The organism is Bacteroidota bacterium (genome assembly GCA_039111535.1).
Classification (GTDB): domain Bacteria; phylum Bacteroidota; class Rhodothermia; order Rhodothermales; family JAHQVL01; genus JBCCIM01.
In genome coordinates, this window is record JBCCIM010000049.1 from 1 (window position 1) to 17983 (window position 17983).

The 17983-nt window shown below is 51.1% G+C and carries 15 protein-coding genes; 12 read left to right on the forward strand and 3 right to left on the reverse strand.

Features of this window, described 5'->3' with window-relative positions; genetic code table 11:
• From AAF564_09850 to AAF564_09875, 6 genes are all read left to right on the forward strand, one after another.
• A partial coding sequence (locus AAF564_09850; GenBank protein MEM8485840.1) for a hypothetical protein occupies positions 1-306 on the forward strand: 306 nt, incomplete at its 5' end.
• An 83-nt stretch (positions 307-389) separates the two neighbouring features.
• Positions 390-953 carry an RNA polymerase sigma factor gene (locus AAF564_09855; protein MEM8485841.1) on the forward strand — a complete coding sequence of 188 codons (564 nt, stop codon included), beginning with the start codon at positions 390-392 and terminating at the stop codon, positions 951-953.
• Between the two features lie 36 nt (positions 954-989).
• Positions 990-1862: a hypothetical protein gene (locus tag AAF564_09860; GenBank protein MEM8485842.1), complete on the forward strand. Its 873-nt coding sequence runs from the start codon at positions 990-992 to the stop codon at positions 1860-1862.
• Positions 1863-1912: 50 nt separating this feature from the next.
• Positions 1913-3463 carry a HEAT repeat domain-containing protein gene (locus AAF564_09865; GenBank protein MEM8485843.1) on the forward strand — a complete coding sequence of 517 codons (1551 nt, stop codon included), beginning with the start codon at positions 1913-1915 and terminating at the stop codon, positions 3461-3463.
• A 17-nt stretch (positions 3464-3480) separates the two neighbouring features.
• Positions 3481-4107, forward strand: a complete 627-nt coding sequence (locus tag AAF564_09870) for a HEAT repeat domain-containing protein (protein MEM8485844.1) — start codon at positions 3481-3483, stop codon at positions 4105-4107.
• 26 nt (positions 4108-4133) lie between these two features.
• A complete protein-coding gene (locus AAF564_09875) occupies positions 4134-5276 on the forward strand; it encodes a HEAT repeat domain-containing protein (GenBank protein ID MEM8485845.1) in 1143 nt (380 codons plus the stop codon).
• 115 nt (positions 5277-5391) lie between these two features.
• Here the strand turns inward: AAF564_09875 and AAF564_09880 are convergent, their stop codons facing one another.
• Positions 5392-5841 (reverse strand): SRPBCC domain-containing protein, encoded by a 450-nt coding sequence (locus AAF564_09880; GenBank protein ID MEM8485846.1) that lies wholly within the window; start codon positions 5839-5841, stop codon positions 5392-5394.
• A 120-nt stretch (positions 5842-5961) separates the two neighbouring features.
• The gene (locus AAF564_09885; GenBank protein MEM8485847.1) at positions 5962-6747 is read right to left on the reverse strand and encodes a carbon-nitrogen hydrolase family protein; all 786 of its coding nucleotides are present in this window, start codon (positions 6745-6747) and stop codon (positions 5962-5964) included.
• A gap of 215 nt (positions 6748-6962) precedes the next feature.
• Between AAF564_09885 and AAF564_09890 the strand changes: the two genes are divergently transcribed.
• Positions 6963-8504 (forward strand): T9SS type A sorting domain-containing protein, encoded by a 1542-nt coding sequence (locus AAF564_09890; GenBank protein ID MEM8485848.1) that lies wholly within the window; start codon positions 6963-6965, stop codon positions 8502-8504.
• 398 nt (positions 8505-8902) lie between these two features.
• Here the strand turns inward: AAF564_09890 and AAF564_09895 are convergent, their stop codons facing one another.
• Positions 8903-10000, reverse strand: a complete 1098-nt coding sequence (locus AAF564_09895) for a sugar phosphate isomerase/epimerase (GenBank protein ID MEM8485849.1) — start codon at positions 9998-10000, stop codon at positions 8903-8905.
• 318 nt (positions 10001-10318) lie between these two features.
• Here AAF564_09895 and AAF564_09900 point away from each other — a divergent pair, with 318 nt between their 5' ends.
• From AAF564_09900 to AAF564_09920, 5 genes are all read left to right on the forward strand, one after another.
• The gene (locus AAF564_09900) at positions 10319-11851 is read left to right on the forward strand and encodes an NEW3 domain-containing protein (GenBank protein MEM8485850.1); all 1533 of its coding nucleotides are present in this window, start codon (positions 10319-10321) and stop codon (positions 11849-11851) included.
• A 28-nt stretch (positions 11852-11879) separates the two neighbouring features.
• Positions 11880-12638: an ABC transporter ATP-binding protein gene (locus AAF564_09905; GenBank protein ID MEM8485851.1), complete on the forward strand. Its 759-nt coding sequence runs from the start codon at positions 11880-11882 to the stop codon at positions 12636-12638.
• A gap of 45 nt (positions 12639-12683) precedes the next feature.
• Positions 12684-14096 carry an ABC transporter permease subunit gene (locus AAF564_09910; protein ID MEM8485852.1) on the forward strand — a complete coding sequence of 471 codons (1413 nt, stop codon included), beginning with the start codon at positions 12684-12686 and terminating at the stop codon, positions 14094-14096.
• Positions 14097-14154: 58 nt separating this feature from the next.
• A complete protein-coding gene (locus AAF564_09915; GenBank protein ID MEM8485853.1) occupies positions 14155-15603 on the forward strand; it encodes an ABC transporter permease subunit in 1449 nt (482 codons plus the stop codon).
• A 132-nt stretch (positions 15604-15735) separates the two neighbouring features.
• Positions 15736-17982, forward strand: a complete 2247-nt coding sequence (locus AAF564_09920; GenBank protein ID MEM8485854.1) for a TonB-dependent receptor — start codon at positions 15736-15738, stop codon at positions 17980-17982.
• Position 17983: the final 1 nt, after the last annotated feature.

The following is a 17983-nucleotide window of genomic DNA, read 5'->3' on the forward strand; positions in this document are numbered from 1 at the left end:
CCCGAAATCCCAACAACCCGAAATCCCAACAACCCGAAATCCCAACAACCCGAAATCCCAACAACCCGAAATCCCAACAACCCGAAATCCCAACAACCCGAAATCCCAACAACCCGAAATCCCAACAACCCGAAAACACAACAACCCGAAAACACAACAACCCGAAAACACAACAACCCGAAAACACAACAACCCGAAAACACAACAACCCGAAAACACGAAACCCCGAAAACACGAAACCCCGAATACCCAAAACCCCGAATACCCAAAACCCCGAATACCCGAAACCCCGAATACCTGGAATAAAAAAAAATTCCTGGTCTTGTAAACCGATCCGTCCTATCCTGTGTCCATAGCAGCAGAACACAACCAGGTGTACAGCAAGCGCGGTGATAAACGTATCCCAACAACAGATTAATCAGACGTTTCGTGAGGTGGTAACTACACACCAGCGTGACCTCTATTTGTGGGCGTTCAGGCTTACGGGCAATCACCACGATGCTGAAGATTTGTCGCAAGAGGTTTTTATCAAAGTACACGCCAGCCTCGACGGTTTTCGTGGCGAGGCGGGGATGAAAACCTGGATTTACCGGATTGCGGTTAACACCTATTTGAATAAGCGACGCAAAAAGGCACTCACGTTTATGAAGTTGCAAGACGACATCGAGCAAACCATGCAGGCCCGGGCTGGCGGGCATGGTGTAGAAAACGTATTTCGCGATACGGATGCTGCCGCTGAGTCCAATGCAATCAAAGCGTTTGTAGACAAAGCGCTCAAACATCTTTCGAGAAAGGAGCATATGGCGTTTGTATTGCGCCACTACAACGACCTGTCGGTCAGAGAGGTCGCAGATGCCATGCAAGTAGCAGAAGGTACTGTAAAGAGCTTGCTTTTTCGCGCCGTTCAGAAATTGCGCAAGCACCTGGCTTTCATCGCAGACACCGGAAAATAGCCGGCCTATGCGCGCCAGCACAAAGCACACAAGACTATGTCAGATCAAGTTTGTACGTCAAGAGAGCATCAGATAGTAGACGCCTTGTTTGGCGATCTCGATGCAACCGGATTGGCTGACTTGCAGCAGCACATGGACAGTTGTTCAGGCTGCGCCGGTGCCTTTCAGGAAATGCAGCAAACACTCGACGTAACTGCCCAGGTGCCCGTACCAGATGTGCCGGCTGATTACTGGTCTGGGTATTATGAACGCCTTGAAGCGCGGATGTACGCTGGACAACGGGTGGCGCGGCCTTTTGCACACCTGGGTGCAGCCTGGCAGCAAGTCCGGTTGCGTCTCGCTCCCTATTTTTCGCCACGCCCTGCATACATGCAGTGGGGCACTGCCCTGGCGTTGGTCCTGCTTGGTGTATTTATCGGCCGGCAATGGCAAGACAATCCAACTGCCGTCCCGCTTGCCCCGGCGCCGGCACAGACCGATCCGTTGCTCCAGCCCGCACAACTCTCTGAAAAGACACACCAATACCTGGACCGGTCCAAAGTCCTTTTGCTTGGGCTCGTGAATTTTGACGTCGACGAAGATGATCCGGCATTCATAAACCTTGAGCACAAACAGATCCTCGCCAATGAGTTGGTCCAGGAAGCTGCGCTGCTTAAAAACGAATTGTCGGAAAATCGCGAGCAGCAGCTTTCTGCGCTTGTCGAAGAACTAGAACTGATCCTCCTGCAAATTGCAAACCTTGAGTTACAGCAAGACGTGCCTTCCATCGAACTCATCCAGCGCGGTGTAGATCGTGGGGCCTTGTTGCTGAAGATCAACCTGGAAAAAATGAAACTATCCGAACGCGAAGCGCCGGCGCCGGCAAAAACCGCGGACGAAGAACAGGCGGCCGGATTCCTGATGCTTTAACAGGCAACCGGTACTGCTATCTATCAACAGTATTTCATCGAACGAGAAAAATGATGCAAAACAGAACAATGATATGGCTTGTTGCCGGCATGGCTTGCCTGCTCATGGTGAAGCCGGCAACTGCGCAAACAGACGCGGCAGAAGCATACAGCAAAGCCTATGAATTGCTTATTGCTTCCCAATACAATGCCTCAAACTCGGCGTTCTCCGAGTTTATGGATGATTATCCCGACAGCAAATGGAAGGATGATGCCACCTACTGGACTTGCCATCTGAAGGAAAAGATGGAAGAAGATGCGGAAGACGCGTTTGAATGTTATGCGATGTTTGTAGATGATCATTCGCGCAGTAAGTGGGTGGACGATGCAAAAGCCAACCTGATTCGGATTGGCCGGCAACTGGCTGCCGAAGGAAAGCCCGGGTATGCCAAGCAGTTAACCGCCATGCAGAAGGGGGACGACGAAGAGGTGGCCCTTTCGGCACTCTATGCATTGCAAAATATCGGCGATGAGCGGGCCTTTGAGACCATTATGGAACTGTACAAGCGTTCTGACAGCGCTGACCTTCGGGGCCGCATTGTGTATATCCTCGGGAATTTTGATACCGATGCCGTTGTTGAGCAATTGGCAATGATTGCAAGAGAGGATGCCTCAGAGTCGGTACGCAAAAATGCGGTTTACGCCCTTGGCAACAGAGGCGGAAGGGCTGCTTCTGAATCGCTGATGGAAGTTGTGGAAGATGGTACCAACGAAGAAGTGCAGAAAGCAGCACTCTATGCGCTCGGCAACGCTGATGAATCTGGTATATCTGCGTACCTGATGTCTGTTGCTACTTCTACCCAAAATGTAGAACTGGGGCGTGCAGCAACCTATGCTTTGAGCAACACGGGAAGTGCCGGGGCTTCGGATGCCCTTGAGGCGTTGTTGAAGACCACAACCGCTCTGGTTGAAGTGCGAAAAGCAGCGTTGTATGCGCTCGGTAACCACGACAGTGAGTCATCGCTCATGACCTTGCGAGATGTTGCCATCAATGGTGACGAAAAGGTATTACGCAAAGCGGCTGTTCACGCGATGGGGAACCATGACCGTGCCAGCAACATGCTGCGCCAGGTATATGAAGGCATTGCTGAACGTGAGCTCAAAGAAGCTGCGCTCTATGCCATTGGCAATACGGATGACGATGACGCTGCCGCCTATCTGAAAAAGATCGCAGTCTCTGAGACGAATGAAGACCTTGCGCGGGTAGCCATGTATGCGCTTGCCAATAACACGAACGATGAAGAAGGTGATCTGATGGAAGTGTACGAGAAGGCGCGACACCTCGCCGTTAAAAAGGCAACGTTACATCGCCTTGCAGATTCACCAAATGCGCTGATGAAAATCCTGCGCACGAGTGATGACGCTGAAATCAGGCAGACAGCCGTCTATGCGCTGGGCAATGCCGGCGATGACGAGGTAGTCCCAACACTGCTCCAAATTGCGAAAGACGACGCAGATGTATCCGTTCGGAAAGCTGCTGTCAATGCACTCGGTAATATCGGGTCGGATGCAGCGCAAGAAGCCATTCTTAAGATCCTGAAAGAAGGGATTGGTCAAGACTAAAATTCAGGTACAAGTATATGAAATACAATTACTTAGGCACAATACTCGTGGCTTGCTTTATTGGATCGATGCTCGTGGTTGGTGGTGCGCAGGCTTGTAAACATTATCCATTCCTCACCGACTGGATGGGCGCCGGCTGCTGGCTCAATGACTCGCAGGATAAGGTGTTCAACGAGGCCGGCACACAGAACATCGCGCTGCACATCATGGACATGGCAGGCGTAGAGCCTGCGAATGGCAATGCCGATCTCTCCAAAGAAGCCATTTATGCGCTTGCACGCACGGGCACTGAAGATGCGGCAACCGTGCTGCGCGCCCTGGCGCTGACACATGCCTCGCTTGAAATCAGGAAAGCCGCCCTGTATGCGCTTGCAGAGTGTCTGGAAGATGAGGCCTTGCATAAAACGTACAGCGATATTGCCCAATATGGTGACGAACTTGAATTGCGCGTAGCCGCTGTACATCAACTCGGGCAATTGGATACGGATAGCGCTGTACCATTCCTCACAGATATTGCCCTCTCGCCTTACCCCTTGTCGCTTCGAAAAGCCGCCGTACATGCCCTACAGACAAACGACTCCGATGTAGCCCGGCAGGCGCTTTACAACATTCTCTCCAACACAGCTGCCGCCTTTGCAGGTTAGGTCACAGGTACGCCGAGGAATCAACCATGAAAACCGTTTTACATACCACAGCAACCCTTTTTCTTTTTCTGGTAGTCTGTGCCTTGCCGAATACGGGCATTGCCCAAAAAGTTAAAATCCATCCTGATGAAGATAAAGCACTCGCTGCACGCATGGATTGGGCCGCGCAGCAAAACGTGCGTGGAGATGGATACTGGGTGGGATACAATATCACCAAGTTTATGCGGCCGAATGTGTGGATGGGCAGCATTGGAGGCAAAAACTGGAGCCGGCGTAAGTCAATTTACGCATTGATTGGCCAGGAAGACCGCGAGCAGGAATTGCCCGACGAATTAAAGGAAGATCTCGGGTTTTCCATGAAAGGGACCATGCATTTTGGCAAGCATAAAAAAAACACAGATGTACGCGTTGCACGAGATATTGCGATCCTTATGTATGTCAAAAAGAACCGCAAGGGGCCTACAGACATTCACCTTTCCAATATGTCACTGGGCGTAGACCTCGAGAACCGCCCCTTGTTCTGGTTAGGGAAAGCGGGCGATGAAGAGAGCGCCACCATGCTTGAGGAAATGTACCACGCAACGTCGCACAACAGCATGAAGTCAGATTTGCTCGGTGCAATCAGCATCCACGAAAACAAGGCACGCCGGCTGGCTTTCCTCGCTCAGATCCTTGAGAACGAAAAAAGCCCGGATGTGCGTGAAGATACAGCGTTTTGGGTTGGGCAACTCGACTTGCCCGAAGGGCTGGCTGTATTGCAAAAAGTAATAGCAACCGATCCATCAATGGATGTGCGCGAACACGCAGTGTTTTCTATGTCGGAAATGTCGTCTGAGGAAGCGCTGGAAGCACTCATTGAACTCGCCAAGGACGGCCAGCAAAAGGTGGTTCGGAAGAAAGCTATTTTCTGGTTAAGTCAGCATGCCTCCAAAAACGCAATACAGGTAATCGAAGAGATTGTAATGGACGATAAAGACCTGGCAATACAGGAGCAAGCTGTGTTTGCGCTTTCACAGTTTCCAGCAGATGAGAGTGTGCCTCGCTTGATTGAAATTGCTGAAAATCATCAGAGCGTTGAGGTTCGGAAAAAAGCCATATTCTGGCTTGGGGATTCTGGTGATCCGCGCGCTGTGGATGCTTTGATTGCACTGGCCAGGCGGAAGAACTAGCTGGGCTGAAGGGCAAGCAAGGGCAACCCGGATAAGGGTAGTTATAGCCAACTTATCGGACAGATACGACTAACTGGTTGGGACAGAGCCGGCACACGTGGGGTGCCGGCTTTTGTCATACAGGCTGCGCTACAAGATGGCGGCGGATATTGGCAAACGTGTCTGCCCAACCCTTTTTGCAATCTTTGAGAAAAGAATCAGCGTCAGCTGTATCGGGGAAGCCAGCCTGGGTTACCGAAAGCACGGTACCATCAGGGTGGGGCGAAAGCCTGAAGTCCACAGAAAAGTCTGCTTCAAACGGGAGTGCTTCAGTTTTTGTGTGGTAACTGTACGAACTGAGGCGCATGCGCACGGCAGGTTCAAACGTCTCGATGGTCGCTGCGGAGATATAGTCCGGGTTGTCTTCGTCGGCTCCCCAGGCCGCACACCATGTACCACCCCGTTCCGGGTGCACTATAACCTGGGTTGCACCCCACCAGTCGCGTATTGCACTTGGGGTATGTAGCAGGCGGAATACATCAGCAGGCGATGCCGGCAGGATTTCTTCGTGTCTATGTGAACGCATTAAGCTATGAGGGATGTTGATGGAAAAACTGAAAATACCGTCTTTTTACAAAAGTTGCAGTACTGATTTGTGGGTCGATTTATCCAAGGAAAATTTCGGTCTGTAGCGAGGGGAGAAGGCTCAATAACGTTCGGGCGCAAACCGGTGTGCAAGGTGCCCGGTTGCAGCTTCCAGGTCGAGGTTTTGTACAAGGATGCCGGCCGTGCCATATGGCAAATGCGCAACACATTTTCCTGCTGGATCGATGAGGCTCGTGGCTGACTCCTGAAACGGTAATGCGTAGTTGACGCTTGCAAAGTATATGGTGTTTTCGATGCTACGCATCAGCATCGCCTTCTCGTAATACGGCGCCTCTGCTGCGCCCCACGTGGTTAATTGAACCCCTTGTTGCAGGCTACCGGTATGCTGCGGATGAAATACGATATGCGCCCCTTTGCGCGCTGCCCAGCGTACGGTTTCAGGGTATCGCCAGCCTTCATGACAAATGGCGATGCCAAATTTTAGTCCCCCTGTTTCGAACAGGTGCCGCTGCATTCCTGGTACGTAGTTGGCCTCTTCTGAAGGATCCAACTGGGTTTTAGCCTGAAAGCCAAGGGGCGCCCCCGTTGCATCAAACACATAAGCAACAATCTGATTACCTCTTGGCGTAAGTCGCTCCATGCCCATAATGGTGGCAAGCTGGAAGACTTTTGCCCAGTTGCGCACTTGATCGTATGCCCGGTCGTGTGCGGCCTGATCAAAATCGGGTACCTCAAAATCGAGGCCGCGCAATCCTGGGAGGTAGGCTTCCGGGAAGCAGATAAGTTGCACGTCCTGACGGGAAGCAGCTGACATCAAATCATGTACATGGCGTAGTCCGTCTTCAATAGAATGCGCTACTGTTGGCGACGCAAGGGCTATTTTCATGCAGTTCAGGTTGGGTTGATGTGTTAGTTGGCGGCAAGCCCGTGTTAAAGTAAAGCTACCGCAATGCGACAACAGCAGCAACAGGCAGGCGCGACAATTACACCTTAATTTATAATAACTCGCGCTATTGTAGTGATTGGTTAATTAATCGTTGGGTAGGCCGATACCTTTCACGTAAGTCATGTCCTGGTCAACCCTTTTTATTGTTGTTTAAGATGCGTTGTGTATCCTTAGTGTTAGCGCTATGCTGCCTCTTCTCCAGTGTCAGTGATCTTGTTGCGCAACTGGCACCGGGTGGTGTGGGGACGGGATTACAATTGTGGCTGAGAGCACAAGATTATCAGGTACAGACGCCGCCGGCAATATGGCAGCCACATGCCGGCGAATTGAATGCACCCATGCAGGAGAATCCCATGTGGATGCCGCTGCCCGGCGAGGCCGGCCGGCTGATCAATGGTAATCCGGTGGTTGCCTTTGATGGGGTGGATGATCATTTGCTTTTTCTTACCAATAGTTTTGATGCGTTGGTTGGTAATTTTGAAGCTTTCATTGTATACCATGTACCTGCGGCCGGCGGCGCGCTATTGGGTGGGCAAGATGGCGCTGATGTGCGGTTTTCGCTGGGCGCGGAGGGCCAGTTAATTACCGGGCGCGATACCCTTAGCCTTGTTGCTGATACAAGCACCCCGACCTTGTTACACGTACACCATTTTGGAACCCATTTGGCCGGCCGGATCAACGGCGCGGCATGGGACAGTGTCGCTGCATCTACATGGGATGCGATTACGGGCCCAGTTGCAATTGGACAGCAAGGCTTTTCAGGATTGTTACCACTGGAAGGAGGGATTGGCGAAGTAATCCTTTATAACCGACGCCTCGACGCCTTCGAAGCAGATCAGGTACAAACGTATCTGGCCGTCAAATACGGACTGACTATGGCGCGTAGCTACTACGCATCAGATAGTGCGCAGGTGTGGAGTCAGTTTGGTCATCCGGAAAATGCATTTAATGTAGCCGGCATTGGTAGGGATGATGCCGCAGGTTTGCTGCAAACTGCCTCTCGGTCTGTGTTGCCGGCAGCAATTGTAAGCATGCGGGCAACCGGAGCACTTCCCGATCTTGCCTATCTAATCTGGGGAAGTTCTGATAGTACGCTGAACGAACGGCCAGCCGTGATAAATGGCGAGCCGGTTAGTGTGTTGCGCCGGCAGTGGCATATCCACAAAAGAAAAGAACCCGGTCCGATTGAAGTGACGTTTGACTTGCGAGATGCAATCGTCAGCGGCGCTGTGTCGGCTGATTATTGGCTTGTGCTTGACCAGGACGAAGATCCTGCCAACGGCATACGGAGTGCGTATCCAGCAGCAGTTGTAGATTCCGATAGCATTGTTTTTTCAGGTCTTCACTTTGAAGATGATGACTTCATGAGCTTAATCACGCACAACCCGGGACGTAACATCATCAATGTAGCCTTGGCCACGGAAGCGCAGCCCCGGGAAGTGCAGTTGAATAGTGCATATCCCAATCCCTTTGTTTCACAAACCCGTATCCAGTACACCCTTCCTCGACCAAATCATACGCGAGTAAGGCTTATCGATTTGCTGGGGCGAACCGTTCGGGTGATGCAAGATAGTTGGCAGCCGGCTGGTATCTATACCTTATCCATCAACAGAGGCCAATTACCTGCGGGCGTTTACTATGTGCAACTAAAAGCAGGCCCTACCCAGATAGTGCGACAAGTTACCATTTTGCGATAAAAGTCCTGGATTGAAGGGGAATGCCCCAGCAAAACGGCAAATGATAAACCCTGGCAATAGTTGTGGTTGGCCTGACGGTTTAAGCAAGAGGTGTGGGCTGTCCTTGCAGGTTTGCGTGTACATGTCGCGTTGTGGGTAAGATTTACGTTTCCCTAGATACAAGCGGACTGCTTCTATCTGAATAGCGTTTAATGTACGGCGGATATACTACACAAAATGCCGCCCTCCGGTGAAAAAGGACAACAGCTGACCCCGTCCTGCTCATTGCGCCTGAGATAAAAAGGCCCCGGTACCGAAGAAACGTCGAGATTTTAGGTTAACGGCGGTACACAATACCTGTATCGCTGGAGTGCATCTCGAATCGTTTCTTCGGTACCGGGGCCTTTTCTCTATCTACTCTACTTGAGTCCGAGGCCCAGTACGTCTTTGCTATAGCGAACACTGCGTTCCAGTTCCGCCATCTGATACTGCTGGGTGGCCAATTGCCTGTCTTCGCCTTCAGCCGGCGTAAAGGGGGGGACACGGTAGCCACGGTTTGCCATACTTAGCCAGCGGCTGTATTCAACTGCCCGGATATCCCGGTATGGAGGCCAGAAGTCATCTGTATCAACGTTGAACGACCTGGCAAAGCCTGAAATAATCTCAAGCTGAACAGGTGCATTGGGGCACAATGTAGCATAGGCATCCATGTAGGCATGCCAATCGGTTAATCCTTCACCCACAGCCATCCACTGGACCGCTACACCGTTTCCTGCTTTCCATAACATGGAGTCCCTGATGCCGGTACATACGGCGTAGGGCGCAAGGATTTCGAGGTTGGTTTGCGGGTCTTCGAGCGTCCAGGTTGCATTGCCCGAGTCGAGTGTAGCACCTACAAAGTCGGGGCCTGCCCTTTCGATGAGTTCAGCAAGCATCCAGGCTTGCATGTCGCCGGCGTGGTTTTCAACGGCAATTTTGAGGCCGGCATCCAGTGCTTCACTGCGCACGCCCTGCAAAGTTTTTACGGTGTCGTCTATGCGCGCAGGCAGGCCGCCAGGGGTTGTCCGGTCTTCCATGCGTCCCTGGTAGCAGCGAACCACATCAGAGCCCACAGCTTTGGCAACCCGGATGGCGAGTTTGAGGTGCGTCGTTGCGTCGCCATATTTGTCGTTAAATGCCGTGGATGAGCCACAAATGCCACCGGTGCCAGCCTGTATCTCAAGACCCAGGTCTGATGCCTGCTGGCGAATGTCTTTGAGATAAGCATCGTCGTGGCTCTCATAGACATCGAGGTCGGAAAACAGGATGGTATCTACAACCAGTGAACTTGCATACTCCAGCAAACGCGGTGCTTTCCAGCCCAATGCGCGGATGGAGAAGTTATCGAAGCCCAACTTCAGGTTGCGTTTAACGGCCGGCAGGGGAGATGCTGCAATCAGGCTGGTTGATGTCGGGGCTGCGGCGATTCCGGCGCCGGCAGCAATGGATGTTTTGATAAAATCTCGACGCGTATGCATAACAGGTTGTGCTACAAAGGCATTTGGGGGTTATTAGAAGATAGAATCTTCGTCCGTGTGGAAGCTAACAATCAAATAGCAGAAAATACAACAATAACCGCTGTTTAGAGCTTTACATCCTTTACAAACCTTTTTCATGATCTTAACCACATGGCACGCGAATTTTCCCACCTTACATTGATTTCCCATGTTTTGGCATGCGGGGAAGTCAGCGGCCTCCAGTAGGCCTGCTGAACACAGCCCCGCGTAATTTATAGGCATGTTGTTACGTTATCTATAAATCAGACAACTTGCCATCTGCCATCTATAAAACACCCTATGATGTACACCCCGATTTCCCACCTAAACGGACGACTGCTTGCAGCCCTTGTGCTTGCATTTGTCTTTCTAATTCCCCCCACAGTTGTCGACGTAAGCGCGCAAAGCGGCACGTTCTTCAACCAGCGTGATGATACCTATCCGTTGTTGGGCCTGCGTCGTGCAAAAGAAGCGTTTGATACACAGAAAGTGGAGTATGAGCGTCAGAAAGGGTTGCATGATAAACAGTTGATCTCGGAAGCAGCGCTGGAACAGGCGTTCCGAAATTACTCCGAAGCCGAAGTGAATTTTCAGCAGTCGCTGCTGGCGGTGATTTTTGAGCAGCAGTATATCGTTGTCTCCCGTGCGGTTAAATACCAGAAAGACAACCGCAAAAAGGGAGTTCGGCTCACCCTTGAAAATGCATCCAAAGGAAGCGGCGAATACGAGAAGCTGATTGGTATCGATGATTCTTTGTTTACGTTGCTGAAGCCGGATGTGGTTAATAACATTTATATTTCATTGCTCAACGATGATAACGCCATCATCAGCCAGCCGTATGAAAGAAAAATAGACCAGTTGCTTTACGGCAAGCCAAAAACGGTCAATTTTGAATTGTTGCAAGAATTGGACGCCGTTACGGTGAGTCTGATTTACGGCAATGGCTCACAGCAGAGCCGCAAAATCTATCTACAGAAAGACGACTCTGAAAATATTGCGTCGATTAAGCCTGAGCAGTTTTCTCAGGAAGTGGAGTTGAGTGGCAATACGGATTACCGGATGTCGCTCGAGCTGTTCAGCAGTGATGCAAACACGTTCAAGCTCGAAGCTGTTAACCTGCCTTCTGAGATCAACCGCTATTTTGTTGATCCGGCTACAGACAACCGGTTGAGCCAATTCCAGTTTACAGAAGGCGTGAATACGCGGGAAGCAGCTTTGCGTATTTTCTTGCCTGAGCGTCCAACAGATAACGTCAAAATTGACGAAGGCCTGACCTTTTTCGCAATTTCGATTCCCAGAGAGCGAATTGAGGAAATTGGCGACGTAAGCCGGCGCCAGATGACGGAGGAAGAGATTCAGGCCCTCAACGTAGGATATGCCAAGCTTGAACTGGTGCCGCGTGGCATCGGTGAGATCCTTGTGCGGGCGCCCCTGCTTTCGTTTACCATCAAACCTGATGAAGAGGTGGTGGTAAACCTGGAAGTTGTCAACGAAGGGACACGTAGCCTGAATAATGTGCGCGTTGAAGCAGATCCGCCGCTGAACTGGACGGATACCATCAGCCCAGAAGTTATTCAGTCGCTCGACATTAATGAGGAGCAGCAGATACAGCTCCGTTTCAAGCCGGCGCCCAATGTTGCGCCCGGTCGCTATGAGGTGCGTGTACAAACGACCTCGCTTTCAGACGATTTGCCGATTCGCGGAGAGGACAAAACAATTTCGATTCAGATAGAAGCTGAAGCAAATGTGTTTGGCACCCTCATCGTGGTACTGTTGATTATTGGGCTTGTACTGGCCATTATCATCTTCGGTATCCGACTCTCCCGCAGGTAATAAAAAACGTAGTAAACAGAGATAGACCATGGAAACATCAACGCAAGCCAACGGCCATGCCATGTTGGAAGCCGACCAGCTATCCAAACGGTATGAAGACGGCCATCTGGCGCTGGATAGCCTTAACCTGACTGTAAACGCCGGCGAGGTATATGCCATGCTCGGTGGTAACGGCGCTGGCAAAACCACGGCGATCAACCTGTTTCTCAATTTTATTGAGCCGACTTCAGGAGAAGCGCGGGTGGATGGCATTGTTACCCATAAAGAACCCCTGCTTGCCAAGCAGAAAATTGCCTACGTCTCGGAAAATGTAATGCTTTACCCCAACTTTACGGCATTGCAAAATCTGGACTTTTTTGTCAAGCTGGGCGGTAAAACGAACTACACCAAGGACGATTATCGACGTGTGCTTTTGCGGGTAGGCCTCCAGGAGGAAGCCCATAACAGGCGGCTCAAGGGATTTTCAAAAGGGATGCGCCAGAAATGCGGTATTGCCATCGCTATTCTGAAAGATGCCCGGGCCATTTTGCTGGACGAGCCTACAAGTGGTCTGGATCCGAAAGCCGCTTTTGAGTTTACCAAACTCATTCTTTCCCTCCGTGAAGAAGGAAAAGCGATTCTTATGTCTACGCACGACATTTTTCGGGCTAAAGACATCGCCGACATTGTGGGCATCATGAACCTGGGCAAGCTGGTGATGCAGCGGACGAAAGAGGAAATTGCCGGCGAAGATCTCGAAAAACTGTACGTCGAATACATGGCCGGCTATATGGACCAGGCCGCGTAAATCCCTACGGATTTACTTTCAAAAAAACGCAGCACAACAAACATCATGTTAAAACTTCTTGTCGAAAAAGAACTGCGCGACATAGTCAGTTCGACAAAGTTCACCATCACCTTTGCGGTATGTGCCGTGCTTATCCTGCTTGCTTTTTATGTAGGTGCACGCAACTACCAGGTAAGCATGAACGAGTATGAGGCAGCGCAAGCTGAGAACCTCAAGCAGATGCAGGAGCTTACCAGTTGGAACGACATCGAACACCGGATTTTCCTGAAGCCACAGCCATTGGCAGCGCTGGTGTCTGGTGTGTCGAATGACATTGGGCGAAACCTTGAGGTGGAAACCCGTGGTGAATTGCGCACCGAAAACAGCAGATTCAGCGAAGATCCGCTCTTTGCCGTTTTCCGATTCCTCGACCTGGAGTTCATATTTACAGTGGTGTTGTCCCTGTTTGCAATTTTGTTCGGGTATGATGCTGTAAACGGAGAGAAAGAGCGTGGCACGTTGCGGCTCTCTTTTTCAAACTCCGTTCCGCGAGACAAATACATTTTGGGCAAAATTATCGGATCGTTCCTGGCGCTGGTTGTACCGTTGTTGGTTGCAATATTGCTCGGTTTCCTGTTGTTACCGCTGTTTGGGGTGCCGATGACGGGCGATCTCTGGATGCGACTTGGCCTGATTGTGCTGTCTGGCCTGTTGTATTTCAGCGTCTTCCTCACGCTTTCCGTGTTTATCTCTGCGATGACAGAGCATTCATCCAGCTCATTCCTGATGTTGCTTGTAGCCTGGATTTTTGCCGTGCTTATTATCCCGAGAACAGCTGTGTTGTTGTCTGGCCGCGCGGTTGATGTGCCATCGATGGACCAGATCAACTTCGAGAAATCTGCTTTTGAAGACCAGCTTTGGCAGGAAGACCGGAAGAAGATGGACGAATTCTGGCGTTCCAATCCGTCGAACCCGTCAGAATCGCGCGAGCAGCGGATGATGCAGTTCCGTACGTTTATGACCGAACTGGCAGACGCCCGGGATGAAGAAGAACGCAAATTTGCAGAGCAATTGAACGAGGACAGGAGGAACCGGGAAAATGTACAGCAACGGGTAGCACTCAATATTGCACGGATTTCGCCGGCAGCCTCTTTCTCGTTGGCATCCGCCGACCTGGCGGGCACATCGCTGGAACTGAAACGCCGCTTTCAGGAAACCGCAGATGACTACCAGGTAAATTATGCAGAGTTTATAAATGAGAAAACAGGCGGCCTGGGCGGCGGCTGGTGGTCTCGTGGCGGGGGAGAAACCCAGAGTGAAGCCATCGACCCGTATGAGTTGCCGGCGTACACCTTTGAAGAGCCGCCGGCTTCAGAACTTGTGTCGGGGGCACTTCCCGATATCGGGATCCTTGTCATGTTTAACCTGCTCTTTTTTGTTGGCGCATTTGTGGCCTTCCTCAAATACGACGTGCGGTAGCGGTATCCTCCTTATTCATCTGGGTAGCTGCCGGCTACGCGTTTAAAGTTCCAAGACCATGTTTAGCATTCTATTTGAAAAAGAACTCAAGTCGATTTTTCTGAGCCCCAAGTTTTTTGCAACATTCGGGGTTTGCTCTCTACTCATCCTGCTGAGCGTTTTTGTGGGTATCCAGGAATACAACAACGAGCAAGAGCAATATGAAACTGCGCTGCGGCTCGCCGAACAGCAAATTATGCAGGAAGATTCCTGGTGGGGCATTGACAATGTTGTGTTCCGCCAGCCGCAGCCTATGCAGATTTTTGTATCTGGTGTCAACAACGATATCGGACGAAGTGCAGAAATTAACACCTGGGTTGAGCCCAAATTGGAGCGGAGCAACTACGCAGATGACACCCTGTTTGCCGTATTCCGGTTTATTGATCTGACCTTCATCGTGCAGGTTGTGCTGTCGTTGTTTGCGATCCTGTTTACTTACAATAGCATCAATGGTGAACGTGAATCGGGCACCCTCAAGCTGGCGCTTTCCAATGCTGTGCCGCGTGCGCAGTATGTGCTTGCCAAGTTTGCCGGCTCCTGGATCGGGCTAACCATTCCGCTAATGATACCCATATTGCTCGGGGTGCTCCTGGTCATGGTGCTTGGCATACCGATGGATTCTGGCGATTGGGCGCGCCTAGGTACGTTGGTTGGATCCTCTGTCTTATACTTTACTTTCTTCATCGCCTTTGGCCTTTTTGTGTCTTCCATTACCAAAAGGTCTTCGGTCTCCTTTTTGATTTTATTGGTAGCCTGGGTTGCACTGGTGCTCATCGTGCCGCGTGCTGCAACAATGGCCGCCGGCCAGATTGTACCTGTTACCAGTGTAGCAGAAATTGAAAGCCAGAAAGACCGTTTTCGTACAGACCGCTGGAATGCCTACCGCGTCATAAGGCGGGATATGCGGGAAGAACGCGAAGCAGCTATGTCTGGCATGACGCGTGAGGAACGTGATCAGTACCAGCAGGCGAATCAACAATCCTGGCAGACCGAAGAACGCACGGCACGTGATACACTCGAAGACGAGATCAACGAGTTCTCGCGCAAAGTTGATGAAGAGCTGCGCAACCAGAAAACAACGCAGGAGCGGATGGCCTTTACCCTGTCCCGGTTCTCGCCAGCCTCAGCCTACAAGCTGACCGCCATGCAAATGGCAAATACGGGTACGGAGTTGAAAAGCGAGTACGAGGATGCCATGAAAGCGTACCGCACAAGTTTTTCGCAGTTTGTGGAAGCCAAGCGGGAAGAAGAGCGCAAAAAGAATGCTGGCCAAGGTGGATTTGGGCGAAACAGAAACCAGGAACAGGAACCCCTGGATTTGGCTGAATTACCCCGATTTGAAGCCCCTGCTCAAGAATATGCTGAAGCTATTGCACCAAGCATCATCGATTTCGGACTGTTGAGCCTGTTTTCGATTGCAGCTTTTGGTGGCGCATTCGTTTCTTTCATCCGATATGATGTTCGATAAGGTAGCCACCTGATTAGTCCACCAAGTAGATTGCGCGTGTTTTGCGTTATCCTCCAAACAGAATGTAAGTAGCTGCCTATAGCCCGGCGAGATAGATGACCGGGATTTAGGTATGTTGTGGTTGAGATGTTTATGAAAGAACTGAAAGGAGTCTGCACGTTTGTGTTGCTGTTTCTTTGTTGCGGCATTACACAGGCATGGGGGCAAACGGCTTCTGTCCGCGGTATCGTTACTGCCGCAAGCGATGGATTGCCGCTACAGGGCGTTAACGTGGTTTTGCGCCACGATAATGGAACGTTCTATGGTGGGGTGACGGATGGTGATGGTGTGTATGCAATTACGCGGGTCACGCCTGGTGTGTATGCCATGCAAGTCTCATTTATTGGCTTTCAAACGATCAGTTTGGAAGTTATTATGGCCGCTGAGGATACGCAGATTCTCAATTTTGAACTTGAGGAAGGAGCAGCGGAACTGGATGAGGTACTGATAGAAACAGAGCGTACAACAGGAGCAACCCGTGTGACTGCCGGCCTGCAGTCAGTAAAAGCAGAGGATCTTGAATTGGTGCCTGCACCAGACATCACAGCTGACCTCGCGAATTACCTCTCAACCTTGCCTGGTGTGATCTCAACAGGAGACCGGGGCGGCCAGTTTTTTATTCGAGGGGGTGAACCTGCGCATAACGTAGCCCTGCTTGATGGCATGTACGTTTACCAGCCCTTTCACATCCTGGGTTTCTATTCTGCGTTTTCCGCTGACGTCCTTAACCAGGCTGATATCCATGCCGGCGGTTACGGCGCAGACTACTCCGGACGCGTGTCTGCCATCATGGACATCAAAACACGCAATGGCAATAAAAAAGAATTCGAAAGATCGGTTTCTATTGCCCCATTTGTGAATGCTGTGCGGTTGGAAGGGCCCCTCATTAAAAATCGTATCTCATTCCTTGGCTCGCTGCGGCAGTCGGTGATAGACAAAATTGCATCGCAATATGTTGGGCAGGAACTGCCGTATAAGTTTGGCGACTTTTTTGGCAAATTGCACGTCGATATCAATGCCAATAACCAGTTCTCCTTTACTGCATTGCGGACCTACGACAGGGGCGCACTCGCAAACCAGGACCAGGTAAGCCGGGACGAAGTCCGATGGAACAACACGGTGATGGGTGGTCGATACCTGGTGTTGCCTAAGAATTCTCCGGTACGTGGTGAAATCCTCTTTTCTGTATCGCGCCTGGATTCTGAGTTGGGGCCGCGAAGCGCGCCAACACGCGTCTCCAAAATTGATAACTTCAATGCAGCGATCAATATCACCAACTACGCCGGCCTTTCTGAATTCAAATACGGCGGGTACCTCCGCACCGCCGAAGTATCATCGCAGTTGGGTGGCCTCTATCAAAACTTCAGTCAGTCTGAAGACCGACTGCCCAAGGTCGGCCTATACTTTGAGCCCGACATTTATATGGGCAAGGGGCTTCGTATTCGCCCCGGTCTGACCTACATGTTCTTTGATTCGTTCAATATTCTGGAGCCCCGCTTCAGGTTTGTCCTGGATCTTGGCAAAGGGCAGCTGAGTGGTGCAACGGGTTTGTACCACCAGGAAGTTGTCGGACTCAATGACCGGCGCGATGCTACCAACGTATTTACAGCATGGGTAGGGCCGCCATTAGACGACCTGACCAAGGCTGAGCATTACATCCTCGGATACCAGTACACGGTTAACGAAAGCCTGGAGTTTTCAGTAGAGGGTTACTACAAAAACTTGCGCAACCTGTACATCTCCGAATGGACCGCATTCCCGCGCCTTACCACCAGTCTTCAGAAAGCTTCCGGGAAGGTCCAGGGACTCGATTTACGCGTTGAATTCCGGGCAGATAATTTTTACAGCTATGTGACCTATGGGATTTCTTCTGTAGAGTACAAGGCACGGCAGGAGTCGCTGGAGTTGTGGTTTGGCAGCCCGGAAATTACGTTTCGTCCGCCCCACGATCGCCGGCACCAGGTCAATGCACTCATGAACTGGAAAGTAAGCGACTTTAACATCAACATGCGCTGGAATTTTGGTTCAGGGTTGCCTTATAACCAGGTGCGCGGTTTTGACCAGTTCCTGTTGCTCGATGGCAACGTTGACGTGAGCGAGGAGCCTGGCGATTTGCGGGTCATTTATGATCGACCTTACGGCGGGGTGCTGCCAACGTACCACCGACTGGATTTTTCAGTGGACCGACAGTTTCCTTTTGAAGGAGGCTTCTTCGCGATCCAGGCTGGTATTGTGAATGTGTATGATCGGGCGAATATCTTCTCCCTCGACCTGTTTACACTGGAACGCACCAACCAGCTGCCTTTTATCCCCACCCTTGGTCTGAAAATTGAATTTTAAA

Coding starts and splice junctions, on each gene's coding strand:
- AAF564_09860 (MEM8485842.1), top strand. CDS start 990: ATGTCAGATCAAGTTTGTACGTCAAGAGAGCATCAGATAGTAGACGCC.
- AAF564_09865 (MEM8485843.1), top strand. CDS start 1,913: ATGATGCAAAACAGAACAATGATATGGCTTGTTGCCGGCATGGCTTGC.
- AAF564_09870 (MEM8485844.1), top strand. CDS start 3,481: ATGAAATACAATTACTTAGGCACAATACTCGTGGCTTGCTTTATTGGA.
- AAF564_09875 (MEM8485845.1), top strand. CDS start 4,134: ATGAAAACCGTTTTACATACCACAGCAACCCTTTTTCTTTTTCTGGTA.
- AAF564_09880 (MEM8485846.1), bottom strand. CDS start 5,841: ATGCGTTCACATAGACACGAAGAAATCCTGCCGGCATCGCCTGCTGAT.
- AAF564_09885 (MEM8485847.1), bottom strand. CDS start 6,747: ATGAAAATAGCCCTTGCGTCGCCAACAGTAGCGCATTCTATTGAAGAC.
- AAF564_09890 (MEM8485848.1), top strand. CDS start 6,963: ATGCGTTGTGTATCCTTAGTGTTAGCGCTATGCTGCCTCTTCTCCAGT.
- AAF564_09895 (MEM8485849.1), bottom strand. CDS start 10,000: ATGCATACGCGTCGAGATTTTATCAAAACATCCATTGCTGCCGGCGCC.
- AAF564_09900 (MEM8485850.1), top strand. CDS start 10,319: ATGATGTACACCCCGATTTCCCACCTAAACGGACGACTGCTTGCAGCC.
- AAF564_09905 (MEM8485851.1), top strand. CDS start 11,880: ATGGAAACATCAACGCAAGCCAACGGCCATGCCATGTTGGAAGCCGAC.
- AAF564_09910 (MEM8485852.1), top strand. CDS start 12,684: ATGTTAAAACTTCTTGTCGAAAAAGAACTGCGCGACATAGTCAGTTCG.
- AAF564_09915 (MEM8485853.1), top strand. CDS start 14,155: ATGTTTAGCATTCTATTTGAAAAAGAACTCAAGTCGATTTTTCTGAGC.
- AAF564_09920 (MEM8485854.1), top strand. CDS start 15,736: ATGAAAGAACTGAAAGGAGTCTGCACGTTTGTGTTGCTGTTTCTTTGT.